General features: G+C 37.9%; 18 protein-coding genes. 10 read left to right on the top strand and 8 right to left on the bottom strand.

The features are described 5' to 3' along the window. The first annotated feature begins 239 nt into the window (after nucleotides 1–239). The 6 genes from IEV91_RS08605 to IEV91_RS08580 all read left to right on the top strand — a co-directional run bounded on the left by IEV91_RS08605 (nucleotide 240) and on the right by IEV91_RS08580 (nucleotide 5,240). Nucleotides 240–509, top strand: coding sequence for a hypothetical protein (locus IEV91_RS08605; protein WP_188497022.1), 270 nt, complete (start codon nucleotides 240–242; stop codon nucleotides 507–509). An 87-nt stretch (nucleotides 510–596) separates the two neighbouring features. Beyond that, nucleotides 597–1,067 carry a spore coat protein gene (locus tag IEV91_RS08600; RefSeq protein ID WP_188497021.1) on the top strand — a complete coding sequence of 157 codons (471 nt, stop codon included), beginning with the start codon at nucleotides 597–599 and terminating at the stop codon, nucleotides 1,065–1,067. A 460-nt stretch (nucleotides 1,068–1,527) separates the two neighbouring features. Beyond that, complete coding sequence (locus IEV91_RS08595) at nucleotides 1,528–2,607, top strand: DUF3900 domain-containing protein (RefSeq protein ID WP_188497020.1); 1,080 nt, start codon at nucleotides 1,528–1,530, stop codon at nucleotides 2,605–2,607. Between the two features lie 32 nt (nucleotides 2,608–2,639). Beyond that, entirely contained in the window at nucleotides 2,640–3,287 is a 648-nt protein-coding gene (locus IEV91_RS08590; protein WP_188497019.1) for a metallophosphoesterase family protein, read from the top strand. A 173-nt stretch (nucleotides 3,288–3,460) separates the two neighbouring features. Beyond that, nucleotides 3,461–4,219, top strand: coding sequence for an exodeoxyribonuclease III (locus IEV91_RS08585; protein ID WP_188497018.1), 759 nt, complete (start codon nucleotides 3,461–3,463; stop codon nucleotides 4,217–4,219). Between the two features lie 190 nt (nucleotides 4,220–4,409). Then, a complete protein-coding gene (locus IEV91_RS08580) occupies nucleotides 4,410–5,240 on the top strand; it encodes a sugar phosphate isomerase/epimerase family protein (RefSeq protein WP_188497017.1) in 831 nt (276 codons plus the stop codon). Nucleotides 5,241–5,817: 577 nt separating this feature from the next. On the opposite strand, the gene IEV91_RS08575 is transcribed toward IEV91_RS08580, so the two are convergent. Beyond that, complete coding sequence (locus IEV91_RS08575; RefSeq protein ID WP_188497016.1) at nucleotides 5,818–6,852, bottom strand: YeiH family protein; 1,035 nt, start codon at nucleotides 6,850–6,852, stop codon at nucleotides 5,818–5,820. A 126-nt stretch (nucleotides 6,853–6,978) separates the two neighbouring features. Here IEV91_RS08575 and IEV91_RS08570 point away from each other — a divergent pair, with 126 nt between their 5' ends. Beyond that, the gene (locus IEV91_RS08570) at nucleotides 6,979–7,887 is read left to right on the top strand and encodes a LysR family transcriptional regulator (RefSeq protein WP_188497015.1); all 909 of its coding nucleotides are present in this window, start codon (nucleotides 6,979–6,981) and stop codon (nucleotides 7,885–7,887) included. Nucleotides 7,888–7,935: 48 nt separating this feature from the next. On the opposite strand, the gene IEV91_RS08565 is transcribed toward IEV91_RS08570, so the two are convergent. Then, nucleotides 7,936–8,142, bottom strand: coding sequence for a CDGSH iron-sulfur domain-containing protein (locus tag IEV91_RS08565; RefSeq protein ID WP_188497014.1), 207 nt, complete (start codon nucleotides 8,140–8,142; stop codon nucleotides 7,936–7,938). A gap of 286 nt (nucleotides 8,143–8,428) precedes the next feature. Between IEV91_RS08565 and IEV91_RS21885 the strand changes: the two genes are divergently transcribed. Next, the gene (locus tag IEV91_RS21885; RefSeq protein ID WP_239541275.1) at nucleotides 8,429–8,584 is read left to right on the top strand and encodes an FAD-binding protein; all 156 of its coding nucleotides are present in this window, start codon (nucleotides 8,429–8,431) and stop codon (nucleotides 8,582–8,584) included. Nucleotides 8,585–8,895: 311 nt separating this feature from the next. Here IEV91_RS21885 and IEV91_RS08555 read toward each other — a convergent pair whose 3' ends face one another. Continuing rightward, a complete protein-coding gene (locus IEV91_RS08555) occupies nucleotides 8,896–9,912 on the bottom strand; it encodes a DUF3231 family protein (RefSeq protein ID WP_188497013.1) in 1,017 nt (338 codons plus the stop codon). Nucleotides 9,913–10,432: 520 nt separating this feature from the next. On the opposite strand from IEV91_RS08555, the gene IEV91_RS08550 reads away from it, so the two are divergent. Next, entirely contained in the window at nucleotides 10,433–10,897 is a 465-nt protein-coding gene (locus IEV91_RS08550) for an SRPBCC family protein (RefSeq protein ID WP_188497012.1), read from the top strand. A 203-nt stretch (nucleotides 10,898–11,100) separates the two neighbouring features. Here the strand turns inward: IEV91_RS08550 and xerS are convergent, their stop codons facing one another. From xerS to IEV91_RS08525, 5 genes are all read right to left on the bottom strand, one after another. Continuing rightward, nucleotides 11,101–12,189 carry a tyrosine recombinase XerS gene (gene xerS / locus IEV91_RS08545; protein ID WP_188497011.1) on the bottom strand — a complete coding sequence of 363 codons (1,089 nt, stop codon included), beginning with the start codon at nucleotides 12,187–12,189 and terminating at the stop codon, nucleotides 11,101–11,103. Nucleotides 12,190–12,463: 274 nt separating this feature from the next. Further along, nucleotides 12,464–13,816 (bottom strand): D-serine ammonia-lyase, encoded by a 1,353-nt coding sequence (gene dsdA, locus IEV91_RS08540; RefSeq protein WP_188497010.1) that lies wholly within the window; start codon nucleotides 13,814–13,816, stop codon nucleotides 12,464–12,466. A 33-nt stretch (nucleotides 13,817–13,849) separates the two neighbouring features. Continuing rightward, nucleotides 13,850–14,599, bottom strand: a complete 750-nt coding sequence (locus IEV91_RS08535; protein ID WP_188497009.1) for a hypothetical protein — start codon at nucleotides 14,597–14,599, stop codon at nucleotides 13,850–13,852. A gap of 180 nt (nucleotides 14,600–14,779) precedes the next feature. Next, complete coding sequence (locus tag IEV91_RS08530; RefSeq protein ID WP_229745483.1) at nucleotides 14,780–15,337, bottom strand: DUF6155 family protein; 558 nt, start codon at nucleotides 15,335–15,337, stop codon at nucleotides 14,780–14,782. 143 nt (nucleotides 15,338–15,480) lie between these two features. After that, nucleotides 15,481–15,696, bottom strand: coding sequence for a hypothetical protein (locus tag IEV91_RS08525; protein WP_188497008.1), 216 nt, complete (start codon nucleotides 15,694–15,696; stop codon nucleotides 15,481–15,483). A gap of 107 nt (nucleotides 15,697–15,803) precedes the next feature. Here IEV91_RS08525 and IEV91_RS08520 point away from each other — a divergent pair, with 107 nt between their 5' ends. Next, nucleotides 15,804–16,028, top strand: coding sequence for a hypothetical protein (locus tag IEV91_RS08520; protein WP_188497007.1), 225 nt, complete (start codon nucleotides 15,804–15,806; stop codon nucleotides 16,026–16,028). Nucleotides 16,029–16,304 lie beyond the last annotated feature (276 nt).

The raw sequence follows: 16,304 nt of genomic DNA, 5'->3' as shown, positions 1-16,304 counted from the left end.
TTTGCGGTGCTTTTTTTATATTACCAAAAACCGGTAATGAGGGTAAACTAACGTCAAGTCTTTACTGTGATGTAGCCTAGCGATTTTCCTTTTACAAGAGTTCCTATTAGGCAAGTTTAATAGTTATTCACCCGTTTCTGCGCAGGTTCATTAAAAATGGGGGTTCGTCTAGTATTTTTACATTCCAAAACATCGGTTGCTGCATAGGATGTTATATAAACACGTTAGGAGGGAAATGTATGGCCGAAAACTCGAATGAACAAAACAATGTGAATGAAGTATCCCAAAATTTAACAACTACTTTAGTGGGGACAATTTTAAGAAAGCATGGATTCAAAAAAGAAAATTTAGCCCCTATATCCGATGAAAAAAAGGCTGAGTTAAAAAGTATGGTTGAAGACATTAAGAAGCAGCTCGAAAGTTTAGCACAAGCGGCTCAAAAAACCACAACTGTACCTAATAACACAAAAGAGCCTAAAGCCGAGAGCAAAAAAAAGGGCAGAAAATAATTTGAGTTTCTAGGAGTTTTGCCTGTACGAATGTAAAACACTTTTCATTTTATAAAATATGTGATTATTAATTTAGGAGGAATCTAAATGAGTTTATTTAATGAAACTAATTATTCTGATTGCCACGAAACTAAGAGATGGTCAGCTTTAGACGATTGCAGACATCCATTAGAATCTGATCCTACTGTAGGACAAAATGGTGAACAAGTGAGTGCCACTTCACAAACTAACGATGAAACTATTATAGTGAAGGATTCGTGTGACATTGAAGTAACCACAAGATCAACTGAGGTTGCTGTAAATATCCAATTAGCCTTACAAGTGGCAATTGCAGTCATCCTTGAAGTGTCTATAGCGAGCGATGACTCTTTCGATCAAGATCAAGTTTTACAAGATTTGCTTCAACTCACTGTAACGAGACAATCTAACAGACAAAAAACGATCATTGAAAATTCAAGAGGTGTTCGCGTATCAACAACGGATACTGACGTTGCTGTGACCGCACAAATTGCAATCCAAATTCTTGTTGCGATTCTCATCATCATTGACATCTTATAGGACCTTTAGATAAGAATAAAGGAATTTAAGTAGGCTGATCTAAGAGGCTATAGTTAATATAGGCTGAAAGGATCAGCCTATTTTTTATAACGCTAGAAAATAAAAATTAAATGGAAGACCTTATAACTGCAACTTTAGCTTTCGCCGTTAAGGTCTATCAACGCCCTTAATGTGTAAGGTGTATGCCGCCTATTCATCAGTCGTGCTTAGTGTCGCCGTAGCGGGGAAGTATGGGCCAAGTTTTCTAATGGTCAAACTTAAGGAAGAGAAACATTCTTATAAATCCTATCGATTCTTCTTTATACCTTCATACATAAAAGTGATGTTTACTTTTAGATTTAACTTTTCCTTTATATTTCATTCATATTATAATAGAGTCATTGGACAAAGGACCATGAAGTTTTTGTTTCTGTTTTAAGAAGAAATATATAATAAGATTTAAAAGTAAGGGTGAGAAATTATGGATTTTGATATCATCTACCTCTCTTTTTTTGTCATCAATGTTGAAGGAAATGAAGAGCAAGCGATAAAGAGTTTTAAATATTTTCAAACCCTTGATCAACAGAGTTACGAAGAGAGTCAATTAAAAGACTTTTTAAATGGTGAGTTGCTTAAAATATCTAAAAGAAAAGTTGATCGTCATCCTAAGACAGAGCAAGTTCCTACAAAAATTGGGCGCTTTATTGTCGAACCGGGTCATGAGCTAAGTTCCAATCCGAATTTTAATCAGTTTCAAGCCATCCGACATGCTGAATCTTTGGAGGAGTTCAAGCAGGGGGCAGAACAAATGGTACGCACATACTTAGATACGAGTGCGGTTCGAGGTGGCGTTTTCCTTGTAGCTTTGGCGAAATTAAACAAATACTTCGATGAACCGTTTGTATTTATACTAAAATGTGATTTTGAAGCAAAAGTAGCCTCCATTTCCGATGAATCCTCATTGATACGAAATATTGATCGCGCGATAACAACGAAAAATATGAAGTCCATTATGTACCCTTTTATGCCTGAAGAAGGCATGGTTGAAGAGGCTGAGCTGAAGCTTCATCAAGCTTCTCATGCCCGTTATTTTGAAGACTTTCTTCGTTTTGTTGAATATGGTGAATCGATGCCTACAATTGTCAAAAACCAAATGTTGAATATGGCTGAGGAGCATATTAAAGAAAGCTTTGAAGCCGAGAGTGAAGAGCGAGAGCAGCACGAGACAATGCTCGCTGATTGGGCTGAAAGTACTGAGAGAGAAATAAAAGAAACGTGGTCAACCGATCAGGTTCAAGAGGCCACGGCCACATTAGTTGAACAAAAACCCGACCTTGATCTAAAAGTCAATTTAGACCATGTCTTCGTTAAAGCGTTACTATCCGATTTTGGTGAGACTGTTCATCTCGCTAAGCTCAATGGAAAATACGTCATGATGATTGAAAGTGATTCGGTCGTATTTAATAAGGGCTACTCTCCTGTTGAATTTCTCAAACCCGATTCTTTTGAGAAGGTTGTCAAAAGAATTGAAAACAAATATCATAAGGGGCTAAATGAATGAGAGTATTTTTCCATGTGGAGGGGATAGGACCGATGGATCTATTCGTTGTAGGTGATCTTCATGGTTGTTATTACACTTTTCGGAGACTATTAGACCTTTATTGGGATCCAAGTAAAGAGCGGTTGGTTCAAGTCGGCGATCTCATTGATAGAGGGAATTATTCACCAGAAACCGTTGCTTTTGCAAGAGAGTTAAAAGCAACTTACTCTGACCAAGTGATCTTTTTAAAGGGCAATCATGAATTTGAAATCATTGAACATGTTGAGGCGGGTCCCAATGCTCATTGGCTGAGGCAATGTGGTCAAAAAACGTTGAAACAATATCATGCGTTAAAAAGAGATCTCATTGAGGATATTGAATGGTTTAAAACGTTACCATTATGTTGGGAAAATGATTATCTTTTGATCAGTCATGCGGGAATTTCTCATGATAAAACCCCTTTTGATGAAGAAAATCCTTTTGGGGTGCTATGGAATCGTAGTCCCTTGAAAACCATAAATAAACTACAAGTCATCGGTCATACCCCCTGTGATTTTCCAACCTATACTCAGGAGAGTCACTCTTGGAATATAGATACCGGTGCGGCTTATCATGGGACTTTAACCGGGATGAAGATGGACGAGACGGGTATAATTACTCAAATCTATCAAGTTAAACCATCTGATAAAGATATACTATAGTCTTAAAGTGAATAACACCTCTTCAAATCAATCGATTTATGTGAAGGTTATCCATGTGGTACACTGAATAAGAGTACAAGTGATTTTCGATAGAGATTCAATAAAAGTCTATTACTCTCGTGTTATTGATGCGAGTGTTTATAAAAGTTGTAGCAACAGAGGAAGTGTTTATAATGAAACTTGTCTCATGGAATGTCAATGGGATTCGAGCGTGTGTTCGCAAAGTTTTTTTAGATTATTTTCACGATGTTGATGCCGATATCTTTTGTCTTCAAGAGACTAAGCTTCAAGAGGGCCAAATTGATTTAGATCTTGAAGGCTATCATCAATATTGGAATTACGCAGAGAAAAAAGGATACTCAGGAACTGCTGTATTTACAAAACGTGAACCGCTATCAGTCACCTATGGTTTGGGTGAGGACGAAGACTCAGAGCCTGAAGGAAGAATTATCACGTTAGAGTTTGAAACATTTTATATGGTGACGATGTATACCCCTAATGCCAAGCGTGATTTATCGCGATTGGATTACCGTTTAGAATGGGAAGGGCGGGTTCTAAATTATTTAACAGCATTGGATAAAGTAAAACCGGTTTTGTTTTGTGGAGATCTTAATGTAGCACACCAAGAAATCGATCTCAAAAATCCTAAATCAAATACAGGTAATTCAGGTTTTACTGATGAAGAACGACAATGTATGACTGAATTACTTGACGCGGGCTTTATTGATACTTTCCGCCATCTCTATCCTGAAAAGACCGATCATTATACCTGGTGGTCATATATGCGAAATGTCCGTGAGAGGAACATCGGATGGCGTATTGATTATTTTATTGCCTCTGAAAGGTTAGCTTCTTCCTTGAATGATGCTGATATTCATGCTCATGTTTTAGGAAGTGATCACTGTCCAATATTACTAGATATAGAGATATAATGTTTTAATGGTGAAGGGGTTTAACCACTATACCTTTTCACCATTTTTTCATTATTGACTTGTATGAAACATAGGCCTATTATAAGGAGAGAAAAAGCATTTTTCATAATATAATGTAAGCGTTTACCGATACTAACCCATTGGATATATGGGGAGATGTTGATCAACCATTAAGAATTGAGGGATGTATATGCCATTTTTATCGTTAACGACTTGGAGTTTGCATAGAAATCTTGGTCCTTTACGTTGGACAGACTGGAATGAAGAGACAGGTCAACAGGTGACAAGAATAGAAGATCAACCGGAAACTCTCTCGTTACTCGAACTCCCCTTTGAGCTGGCGAAGCAAGGCTTTCGAGCTCTAGAAGTTTGCCATTTTCATTTTCCAAGTACAGATCAAGATTATTTGTTAAAATTTAAAAACGTGCTCAATAAATCAGGTGTGAACTTTCATTGCCTATTAGTCGATTATGGTGACATTAGTAATGCGAACCACGAACGTAGAAGCTCTGATATTGAGTATATTAAAAAATGGATTAATATTGCCTCTACAGTTGGAGCGAAGAGTGTTCGTGTTGTCGCTGGTGAGGCTGACGCCAGTGATCAAGAAGCTTTATCTCGGGCAAAAGAGGCTTTAAGTCTTTTAGTCGATTATGCAGCATCCAGAAACGTTCGGATTGTAACAGAGAATTTCAAGTCTCTTGCGGCAACGAAAGAAAATTGTCGAGAATTATTAATGGCTCGAGAAAGAGAAATTGGATTAACTGTGGATTTCGGTAATTTTAAACGAGAAGAAAAATATGAGGCTATCCAATCTCTAATGCCTTATGCTGAATCCATTCATGCTAAGGCCAATTATGACAACAAAGGCATTATTGATGAAGAAGAATATCGTAAGTCGCTTGCAATTGTTGCGAGTAGCGGGTATGAGGGACCCATTACACTGGTATATGATGGGCCGGGAGATCTTTGGAAAGGGATTGAACGGATTAAAGCTGTGGTTAAGCCCTACTGCAATTGAGAAGTAGTGGTAAACCGAATAAAGAATAGAGATGTGGAGGGAACCTTAGTGGGGTTCCCCTTTTTGCCTTTTCTAAACGTTTTTCTAGAAGGATGTTATTTTACTTAGCGGTATGAAATTTAAGAGTAGAAGGAATTTGGGACGTAAATTCGATCGGCTTTGGCATCTCATACCTTTAGTGTTTAACAATCGCTTTGGCAGAATACTTTTGCTTTTCGTGGGCACGGCTTCTGCCTCCTCATGGACACCCCACCCAACCTGGGGACTAGGGACGTGCTGTTCCTACTGGAGTCTGCGTATACTACCTACGCTAGGTAAGTTATCAGATCTGTAGACAGGAACAGGAGATTTGTATCCTAAATATTTTGGAACACACAGATAAACCATTCCCAAGTTAGCTGAGGCAACTAAGGAAGAACGGCTAAAAGCGTCACGTCCTGTGACAACGCCGTTCTTACCCACATCGTGTGGCATAGAAAAACAAGCGACCTTGAGCGGAAATCCATACTGTTAACCTGTCATTACTCTTTTTGCGGTTAAGTCGCAATCTATAAGGATAACATCAAAGGATGCGAATTTAAAAGAGTTTTATAGAGAAAAATGTTAAAACAGAAAGTAGGACAGAAGTGATCACCATGGCTAGAAGCGGTCGCATGGCTTTTGTCCGCAAATCTTTAAGGCTGACATTTAGACCTAATCCTATCATCGCCATGGTCAATATAAAACTGGTAAAACTAGAAACATCACTCATGACATGATCTGGAATCTTTATAGAGTGTCCGAGGATATAGCTTCCAAAAAGACTCATGAGAATAAAGCCAATTAAAAACCATGGGAATTCTACTTTGGTATCCGACTTTATTGCGCCTTTTCGTTTCATCCAAAACATAAGGACAAAACTTAAAGGTACAAGTAAAAACACACGCCCTAGCTTTGCAAGTAAGGCGAGGGCAAGAGCATCTGGTCCAGCCGGGGCTCCGGCTAATGCAACATGAGCGATTTCGTGTAAGCTGATGCCCGCCCATGTGCCATATTGATTATTTGTCAGTGCTATAAAGGGGTGAATAACGGTATAACCAATAGCAAAAATCGTTCCGACAAGGGCAATGATTCCTGCTCCAATGGCCGTATCTTCATCCTTAGCTTTCACAATAGGTGAGACGGCGGCAATTGCTGCCGCTCCACAAACACCTGTTCCAATACCTAATAATAATGAAATGGAGGCATCAGCCTTAAACCATTTAGCTAAAAGCACTGTGAGGAAAATAGAGAAGATAATCGTTGCGATATCACGCCCAAGCAGACCTAAGCCTTGATGCAAGACGACATCTATATTTAATTTCAAGCCGAATAGAATAATCGCTAATCGCAAGAGTCGTTTGGCTGAAAATTGGATCCCTGACCGGATTTTTTCGGGATATCCCCATATTTGGCGATAAATTACCGCTATCACTATCGCACAAGCGAGTTGTCCGATATGATCAACGCCAGGAATTTTTGAAAGACCAAGCCCGACAAAAGCGATGATGAATGTAAAAGCGATTCCTCCTAACCATTGCCCCATTAATGTTACGTTCTTCCGCTCTAACCGTTTGACTTGTTGATTTGTCATAAGCTCATCTCCATGATTAGTTCTTTATAGTTATAGGGTAGATGAGTTTTTTTGATAAGTAAAATAAATTATAATGATAACAATCATAACTAAATAGTTATTATAAAAAAGTTAAGGAGTGAACCCATGGATCAAGCGTTACTTGTTTTTATCACTGTTGCTGAACAAAAAAATTTCACGCGTGCAGCTGAAATGCTTCATATGACGCAGCCGGCTGTGAGTCATTATATCAAAGACCTGGAACAAACGATGGGGACCAAGTTATTAGAGAGGACGAATAAGTATGTTCGCTTGAATAAGGCTGGAGAAATTGTTTTTTATCATGCTAAAGAGATGCTAGGATTGCATACTCGGATGCATAGTTTAGTGGATGATTTACTTCATACCGCTAGTGGAGAATTAATTATTGGGGCCAGTTATACTTTTGGTGAGTACATTTTGCCGCATGTTTTAGCGGAACTGGATCGGCAATATCCATTAATCAAACCAACCATTAAAATTGGAAATACAGAGAAAATTGCGGAGTGGGTGGCTGACCATCAATTAGATGTTGGTGTCGTAGAAGGAGATCTCCATCACGAGAAGCTGTTCATTGAACCTTTTGCTGAGGACTTAATGTATTTGATTATTTCAACCGGGCACCCATTAGCCCAAAAGTCGAAGATATGTGTTGGAGATTTAAGTGGGGAGAAATGGATTGTTCGTGAAAAAGGATCAGGCACGAGAGAAATGCAGGAAAAAGTTTTTGAGGCACTACATATTCAGCCATCTGAAATTCTAGAATTCGGGAGTACTCAAGTAATAAAAGAATCAGTAGAAGCCGGTCTTGGCATTACATTATTGTCGCAATGGGCTGTGCGTAAAGAGATTCTACTAGGGACACTTAAAAGAGTATGTTGTCAGGGGCTTCCTTTTTCTCGTAAGTTTTCTTGGGTCACGCAAAATATAACATTCAAAACAAAAGTAACAGAAGTATTTTTAGATATTTTAGGCAATAAATCGGGTTTTCCGCAATTTAAAGCTCTTGAAAAGTAACCATTCCCCACGCAATAGAAGAGGACGTGGGGAAGTTAAGAGTTGTTTTCAATCTTCACGAGCTCTTGGTTGGCTTTCAAACTCAATTTGCTTATGAGTACCGTCGCAAAAAGGCTTGTTAGACGATCGACCACATCGACAAAGCGACACGGCTTTTTTAGTTTCAAAGGTATTTCCTTCTGCATCGACAACTGTAAAGGACCCTGTCACAACATATGGCCCATTATCATTTACCTTAATAGTAGCTTCTGACATTAAAAGCACCTCCTTATTCTATTTTACACTAAGATTAATCATAATAAACTATACTATTCCATTATTCTTTATATTAGACTTATTTTTGTGAATATATAAGAGAGTGCAAAAAAATAAAAATAATGATGACGGTTTTTCAGTATGCGGGCAAGAAGTTTAAAAGGAATAGAAGGAGGAAGCAATAAGAATGATAGATGAGTTGAAGGCTTTAATTGATAAGAAACGCGTGACCACCAATGAAACGGTCTTGCTATAACATGGGACGGATGAACCCCATTACGACCTTATGGTTCCTGAAGTTGTTATTTTCCCAGAGTCTATAGAAGAGGGGAGCAAGGTTGTTCGTTTTGCAAATAAACACCAGATTCCTGTGGTGCCTGTTGGAATCGGTCCAGTCTTAAAGAACATATCCTCCCGATTAAAGGAGGAGGGATTTCTTTAGATTTTCAACGTATGAATCGAGTGCTTGGCGTAAGACCAGGGACTTTTTGCTTAAAGTGCAACCGGGTATCACAAGAATGCAATTAAATAAAGAACTAAAGAAATATGGCTTGTTTTTCCGATAGACCTAGGTGCAGATGCCACTATAGAGGGAATGGTGGGAACCAATGCCAGTGGAACAACTTCAGTAAGTTATGGGATTATGCGGGACCAAGTTCGAGATCTGGAAGATGTGTTAGCATCCAGACTTTCTTGCTTATTAAACAAGAACACCACAATCATGGTGTTCTTGTACTTATAATCCTCTCACTATTAACCTTGCTTCTTTTTTGTTAACTTTTTTCGATCTTTAGTGCCAGGAGGTTGTTCTAACCAAGCGTTTTTGATCATAATATCTGCACCATCTTTTGCATATTCACCAATTTCTAAAGATAATCGCTCATAATTAAGCACTAAATCACTGCGTTGACTTGCAGCTGCTGCGGTGGCATAATTTCCTGTTCCTGAAGCACTGATAAGGCTCATATGAAACATCATGAGTTTATCAGAAAAGGTTTTAGTTATAGAATTGCTCACGCTGGAATCCGGGAGCCTTGGAGTAGGAAGATCATTATCAAGTAATATTTTAGAAAAAATCTGAATATGTTTGTTGGCGATTTCTTTTCCTCTCAACATATAATTTTGAATCGTTTTAGAGGGAGAAGTTTGAGCGAAAGCAAGAGCCAATGAAACCCCCATAGCATTGGTGAGGACGTTCATATATAAATGTGATATTTCTACGGCATTTAAAGGCCGTTTACTTGTAAAGGGATTGGAACCACTTAAGTACTTCTTGCTGTTAACATAATCAGCTTCTTTGGGAACTTCGATATAAGGGTGTCTGGCATTTAATCCTTTTGACAAAGCGATTTTATTGGTTTCATTATATAAAGAAGTCGTATCACCTAAAGCCTGCGTAAAGAAGTCACAGATGTCAACTCGTGCACTCATAGAAAGGAAAGCACCATATGTTATTAAACCTACCTTTGCCATATGATTCACATAAGTTAAACAGAAAAAATCTGAAAATAGCCAGGGGGCATTCATGTCTACATCTTGTTCAGAAAAGCCATTGGGGATTGCATACTGTTCTTGTTCAAATAACTCGAGGAGCCGATCTAAACAACCCGAAGACAAATCGTAAGCAAATTGAACAGCGGGTTTTATATCGGTATCTTTTAAATCTTTAAGCATAAAACCTAAGATCACCTTCGACATGCTATTATTCATATAACAAGTCCAGAGACAACCAATTTCAGAGGCTGTCAAATGTGGTCTGTTTTGATCCATCCTACTACCTCCTATAGACGCATTAAAGATCCCATTTCAGTTTATTCTCTATCTTTTTTAAAGAAATTATTCTAATGTCGAAGTTTTTTATAGGAACTTTCTAAATGTATTTAATCGCTATAGATGGGAAGGAGGAAGCATTTTAGATGTCTTCATCAGTTGTAAGGGATTGGGTTGCAAAATGGATAAGCTCAGCTCAAATCTCTTCATTTAGAGGGAAGAAGGTATAAAAGATGGTCATTACATATTGATAATTTAAGTAACTCTTGCTATTCTTCTCTTATACACCTTGTCTCTAGGAAAACGGGTGAGTTATTGATAAGGAAGCTTTGGAAAAGGAGAGGGTCGAGGGAATTTAAAGTTAGTTCTTGTGTTATTCATTATTTGCATTTAGTCTTAAAACCATGAACTTTCCCAAGTCAAGTAAGGAACAAACAGGTCGTGATTTTGACTAATTATTAAAGAAGTCTATGCTCAATAAGTATGGTAAGATAAGCAGATTACTTAAGGGGGAATATTCATGCCTAGCGGTATACATACAGAGTTAGTTGACATTCCAATTCATCAAGTATGGGATTTTGTTAGTGATATAAATAAATGGGCACCATTAGTTCCTGGATATATCGAGCATCAAATGCTCAATGATAAACAATCCACGTGGACATTTAAAGGCAATGTAAAAGGTATTGAAAAAACGATGAGTGTTCGTATTGATATCATTGAATGGCAACAACCCAATAAAATTACTTTCAATTTAATAGGATTAAATGAAAAAATCGACGGCAATGGTTATTTTTTGGCTGAATTAAGCGAACAAAATAATATTCAAATGACGGGTTTTCTTGATATAACCGCAAAAGGATTAAAAGCGCCATTATACAATATAGCGTTAAAGAAACTGATTCCTCGGACAGCACGTCAACTCTCTGAGGCTATCGTCAAGAATCTCCAAGAAGAATATAGGAAAACATCTGTAGGAATATAAGAAAAACCCCATTCCGTGACTCTGAGTCATAAGAGTGGGGGTTTTCTTTTTATTTTATAGTTTTATAGCAAAAATTCATAAATGGACTTGCGTTTGAAATTTATAGGTTAATTTTAAAATTTAAGTTTACATAATATATATTCTCGGAACCAAAAGAAACAAAGAAAGAGGGCATGTTAGATTGCGCCAATTTCTTTAACCATTCAATCCTGATCCAAATCATCTCGGGTAATCCGATCCATATGGTCAATGGCTTTTTTCATTTCTTTATTCGTCATATGCGTGTAAATCATTGTTGTTTGCACGGATGAATGCCCGAGATGCTTTTTGAGTTTAGGAATATCATTATTTTCCTTATGATACCGTGTTGCAAAAGAATGTCGTAATTTATGAACCGATAACGCCGGTTTACCGAATGCTGCGGCATATTTTTCGACAATTTTCTCGATAGCCCGATTTGATAATCGCCGTGAGGCTTTATTTGGGCCGATTGCTGTAGAAACAAATAACGCTTTTTCTTTTTTGGGTAATTGGTAGCGGGTGTCACGGATATCAATATACTCCTGTAAATCCGTCATCGCTTGCTCGCTAAAATAGACGAATTGTTCCTTGCCTCCTTTACGTGTGACGTGGATGCTGTGTTTTTTATAATCAATGTCATCAAGATCAAGGCTGGAAACTTCAGATAAGCGTAAACCGGATCCTAACATCAGTGATATCAGTGCCGTGTCACGCTCGCGATTTTTCAAATGGAAATTATAGCGTTTTTTATTATTTATGTAGCGTTTACCGTAATCAAAGGCGACAAACTGGCGAAACTGTTCATATTCATCATCGTGAAGAATTTTCCCTTCGATTCGATTAGCAACAGTTTCAATATCCTCCTTAACAGGATTAAAGGAGATTTTCGCCATAATATTTCTGTAGATATAAGGCTCTAACTCTGGTGTCTCAGCAATGTTCTGCAAGTAGTGAAACAGTGATTTTAACGAGGAGATTTTCCGGTTCACTGTCGGTTTGCTATTATGTAGCCGCGTTTCAAGATGCGTCAAAAAGCTTTCAATTTGCTTTAAAGTAAGTTTTTCCAATGTGGCTAAATCAACCTCTTGGCGTGGTCCTTTAAAAAACCCTTCTGCAATTAACCAGTCAAAGAATATGATGTAGTCATGGCAATAATTAAGTAAGGTGGTTGCGGCCATTTGTCGTCTCTTCTGGTCAATAAATTCACCTACATACCATGGTAGTTCCTCTAGCTTCTCATCAATTCGATCGTAATAATGATCATGATCCATATCATCACCCCCATGTTATTTTATCAAAATAAGATAATTACGTAAAATTAATTTTTGACGAAATTATATATAGAAACCACTATTGTTTAAATAGTGGGATAATTAAATTGAAAATTAATATCTCTGTTCCTTCCCTCCTATCTCACTTACCAGTAAGCCTTATTCTTTCGTGTAACAACCTTCTCTCTCGAATCTAATTAGTCTTCCTAAAATAGTTTAATATCTGATTGTTATTTCCCTTTCAATCTATTTTATCTATAAGAAATCAAAGTCATTAAAGTTGCAGTAAGCTCCTCCCTCTATCATAAAAAGACTTTTTTTCTACTTCAGGGACTAGTGCCCCTCCAGTACCCCAAACAATATGGGTGGCTTGTGACATGTTTTTTTCTAGCTGATGTCTTTTCAAATAATCTGTTTGCCTTTGGAGTAGTATGGGTCCTTGGAAGCCAGCGGTGGCAGAGGGTTCAAGGAATATTCCCTCACTGTCCACGAGTAAGGTGAGTAATTTAAAGAGTTCTTGATCTTCAATTGTATAGAGGCCATCGATAAGTTGAGCACAAATTGTTGTTGCAAATCGTGACGGCCTCCCTACAGCCAGCCCATCAGCTTCCGTATGATTATCAATGCCGAAGTCCTGAACACTCACTTGGTCATGCCTGCCTGTTAACAAACCGATGAGCATCGCCGGAGCATGTGTCGGTTCCACAAAAAAACAATGGACATGATCACCAAAGACATGTTTTAATCCAAAGGTAATCCCACCCGGTGCGCCTCCTACCCCACATGGCAAATAAACAAATAGCGGATGCGTCTCATCCACGCTTAAACCATCTTGATCTAATTGTCTTTTTAGCCTAAAAGCAGCGACACTATAACCTAAGAACAGTTCTTGTGAATTTTCATCATCAACGAAGTAACTTTTTGGGTCTTTTTTTGATAGCTCTCGACCCTGGATGACTGCTTTACTATAATCCGATGCGTATTCAATAACTGTAACACCTTTTTCACGAAGCAAGGCTTTTTTCCATTCTTTAGCGTCGGCAGACATGTGAACTTGGACTTTAAATCCCAAAGTCGCACTGATTATGCCGATGCTAAGTCCTAGGTTTCCTGTCGAACCTACAGCAATCGTATACTGTCTGAAAAAGGAGTTGAATGGCGCTGTCGTCAATTTCTCATAGGAGTCATTTTTTGTGATTAATCCGTGGCTAAGCGCCAAATCTTCAGCATGTTTTAGAACTTCGTAGATCCCTCCTCGGGCTTTAATGGAACCAGCAATCGGAAGGTCGTTATCTGCTTTCATATAAAGGCGACCTGATATTTTTGTACGATAGAACATCTCTATTGCTGATTTCATTTTAGTAAGAGGAAGTAGCGGTGATTCAATGAAGCCATTATTCCCTTGGGTTTGGGGAAAAGCTCTCATAAGAAAAGGAGCGAACCGCTGCCAGCGGGCTTCCGCCTCATGCATATCTGCGACATCAACAGGCAAATGTGAGACATGGCCTATGGCTTTAAGTTCAGGGTTTTCCCAGAATACGGGATTTAGATGACTAATCTCTTTCAAAAGCGGATAGGTTGCTATCCATTCGTCGATAGATTGACCTAAAATATTCGATTGTTTCACTTTGTTCTCCCCTTTCGCATCAAATATTCAACCTTACTTTTGTCTACTGTACGCTCGAACGATTGATTGCAAATGATCTTTTGCCTCCGCAAATTGTTTGAGACGATGTCCATTAGCCCCTGAAGGATGTGGAAAGCCAAAAAGGCAGTAATCTCCAGGGATTTCACCATTCTCCACGAGCTTCGAAATCACTGCCGACACCCTTTTGCCTAGCGGCACAAGTAAAAACTTAGATTTAATTTTCTTAAGTTCTTCTGGGAAGGCCCCATAGGCATATGTTTTCAGTAAGGTGGATTGTTCAATTTTGGGTGAATAGCCTGTGTAGTTCTTCCCTTTTATAAACACGGGATATTTTATCACTGACGTTGTATGTAATAAGTCACAAGCGTGATCAAACAGAAGGTGACAAGAACGTAACCCAAAGATTTCATGAACACCACAAGTATCAAGCATCTCAATTAAATGCTTTCTCATTGGACCCGCAAACCGTGCCACTAGTTTACTGCTTTTAATGATATTATCTAAAGAAGCACCTTCGCCAAGTTGCTGTTTTGCCTCTTGAAAGGCTCGTTTCATTTGTGTCCATCCTGGTGTAATCCCAACAATCACGAGTTTAGCGCCACTATTTATAAACTCATTATGAGGGGAAAAATACATTTCTAGATTCCCATTCTTTTCTATCAAGAAATTCGGATGTATTAAATCACTTCTTTGTAGCTGATTAGGCTCAGGCAAATCTTTGATATAGGGTAGAAAATGCTGCAGATAATCATCGGTATTCATCCTGATCCCTTCTTTAAAAAGAGTTTGTTAATCTAAAGATGCTTTTTCACTTACCATATATTACATCTGGTAAAATGTTTAAGAACACGCCTATAATGTTCTTATATATTCTAAAATGTAAAATCCCTACAATTTATTACATAAATTCACTGTGGAAATCCAGAGGGAGAGCCAGTTTCCTTACTCCTCTTCCTCCCCCCACTCGATTGAATAATAGAGGTACTCAAGGGCATCATGAAAGCCCCAGCCAATGCCCTCTGTATCAATGACGATTGCTTCTAGCCGTTCCTTATAAGCCTTGAAGAGGTCTTCGTTTTTATTGCATTGCTCAATTACCTTTTCATACATCGATAACATACTGTTATAAAAGCGCTCGTCAATATCACCATATGTATTCGTAAAGTCCACACCTTGCTCAACATAGTAAAGCATGAGTTCGAAGGTTAATCCTTCATCTCCAGTTATTTTCTTAAAGGAAGAAATCGCCTTTTTGGCTTGGGAAAGTCGAAGCTTTCCAAAACCTCGCTCTGGAAAGAATTCATCTTTAATTTGTGTCTTGTATTTTTTAAATAGTTCTTCTAGAGCTTCATCTGCATTAAATGTCATAAGAAGCAATTCCTTTATATCGTCAGAACTTTGATAGCTTTTAATAATGATATCGATGAGTTCTTTTTGGGACAATGCTTTTAATGCTCTTCTCAAATCGGAAACTTTCATCTTTGCTTTAATTCCTGCCAATGTATTCATCCCCTTTGCTCTATTTGTATCTTTTAGGTCCCGCGGTGAGTGCTAGAAATTAATCCAGTGCTTGAACTCTTCCTTTTCCTCTTCAGTTAAAAGATTCAAATCCCTTTTTGTCCTTAAGATTAAGAAGCTGTCATTTATCCCATTTTGAAACATGGACCATATTTTTTGATTTTTTTATGGAACTCGTGAATAAGGTCGGTGAGTTCATAGTAAGGTAACTCTTGTCTATCCCACTTTCGAAAGTTCTCAAACAATAGGCGAAGTTCATCTTCTGTTACCTTTTGATGATAAAGGTTTAAAATTTCTCGATCTCTTCTTCTTTCTGCTTTGGATTTTTTATTTTTAGCCACAGTGACCACTCTTTCTATTGATAATAAACTCAACCTTTTGAAAAGTAGAGTAAATCCTGTACAATATCATTATAAAGTAAACACGTATAAAATAAGAGGGATTAGCAATGAATGATTTAGAAACTCGGCTACGTCTGGCACTTGAAAAATGTGAACAATTAAAAAAGGAAAATGCAATGCTTCGGAAACAACTTTATATCAATAATAACATTCCTTTTAATGGCCAGCCTTCATATGATAGTAAGATCATTACAAAGCAATCTTCAATAAAAGAAAAAGTCGGGTTGTTTCGGAGCTTGTTTAAAGGAAGAACAGATGGTGATATCTTCTAAAGTAAATTTTTGAATTGATGATAGATACGACTGTCTACTCATGGGATTCCACGAAAAATAATAGTGAACAAATGAAATTGTTCTAGCTTGCTTTTCACTGCGAACAAATTTTAGAATAATTTCGAGGTTATACATTGCTACTTAGAGATCATGAATCCAAACACTTTGATTTTTATGTTCAGGAATATTATAATGACTATAGGAAATAGAATAATCATAACCACCCTTCCAAAGGGTGGTTTGCACAAAGGCTATAAGCCTAAACTACCGGCCGGC

Source organism: Pullulanibacillus pueri (genome assembly GCF_014639255.1).
GTDB lineage: Bacteria > Bacillota > Bacilli > Bacillales > Sporolactobacillaceae > Pullulanibacillus > Pullulanibacillus pueri.
The sequence above is the reverse complement of the archived record's forward strand: the minus strand, read 5'-3'. Positions and strand labels throughout refer to the sequence as shown.

Bases quoted from the DNA above. Each gene is read 5' to 3' on its own strand.
- IEV91_RS08585 (WP_188497018.1), top strand. From the start codon at position 3,461: ATGAAACTTGTCTCATGGAATGTCAATGGGATTCGAGCGTGTGTTCGC.
- IEV91_RS08605 (WP_188497022.1), top strand. From the start codon at position 240: ATGGCCGAAAACTCGAATGAACAAAACAATGTGAATGAAGTATCCCAA.
- IEV91_RS21885 (WP_239541275.1), top strand. From the start codon at position 8,429: ATGGTTCCTGAAGTTGTTATTTTCCCAGAGTCTATAGAAGAGGGGAGC.
- IEV91_RS08600 (WP_188497021.1), top strand. From the start codon at position 597: ATGAGTTTATTTAATGAAACTAATTATTCTGATTGCCACGAAACTAAG.
- IEV91_RS08590 (WP_188497019.1), top strand. From the start codon at position 2,640: ATGGATCTATTCGTTGTAGGTGATCTTCATGGTTGTTATTACACTTTT.
- IEV91_RS08550 (WP_188497012.1), top strand. From the start codon at position 10,433: ATGCCTAGCGGTATACATACAGAGTTAGTTGACATTCCAATTCATCAA.
- IEV91_RS08520 (WP_188497007.1), top strand. From the start codon at position 15,804: ATGAATGATTTAGAAACTCGGCTACGTCTGGCACTTGAAAAATGTGAA.
- IEV91_RS08580 (WP_188497017.1), top strand. From the start codon at position 4,410: ATGCCATTTTTATCGTTAACGACTTGGAGTTTGCATAGAAATCTTGGT.
- IEV91_RS08575 (WP_188497016.1), bottom strand. From the start codon at position 6,852: ATGACAAATCAACAAGTCAAACGGTTAGAGCGGAAGAACGTAACATTA.
- IEV91_RS08595 (WP_188497020.1), top strand. From the start codon at position 1,528: ATGGATTTTGATATCATCTACCTCTCTTTTTTTGTCATCAATGTTGAA.
- xerS (WP_188497011.1), bottom strand. From the start codon at position 12,189: ATGGATCATGATCATTATTACGATCGAATTGATGAGAAGCTAGAGGAA.
- IEV91_RS08555 (WP_188497013.1), bottom strand. From the start codon at position 9,912: ATGGATCAAAACAGACCACATTTGACAGCCTCTGAAATTGGTTGTCTC.
- IEV91_RS08565 (WP_188497014.1), bottom strand. From the start codon at position 8,142: ATGTCAGAAGCTACTATTAAGGTAAATGATAATGGGCCATATGTTGTG.
- IEV91_RS08535 (WP_188497009.1), bottom strand. From the start codon at position 14,599: ATGAATACCGATGATTATCTGCAGCATTTTCTACCCTATATCAAAGAT.
- IEV91_RS08570 (WP_188497015.1), top strand. From the start codon at position 6,979: ATGGATCAAGCGTTACTTGTTTTTATCACTGTTGCTGAACAAAAAAAT.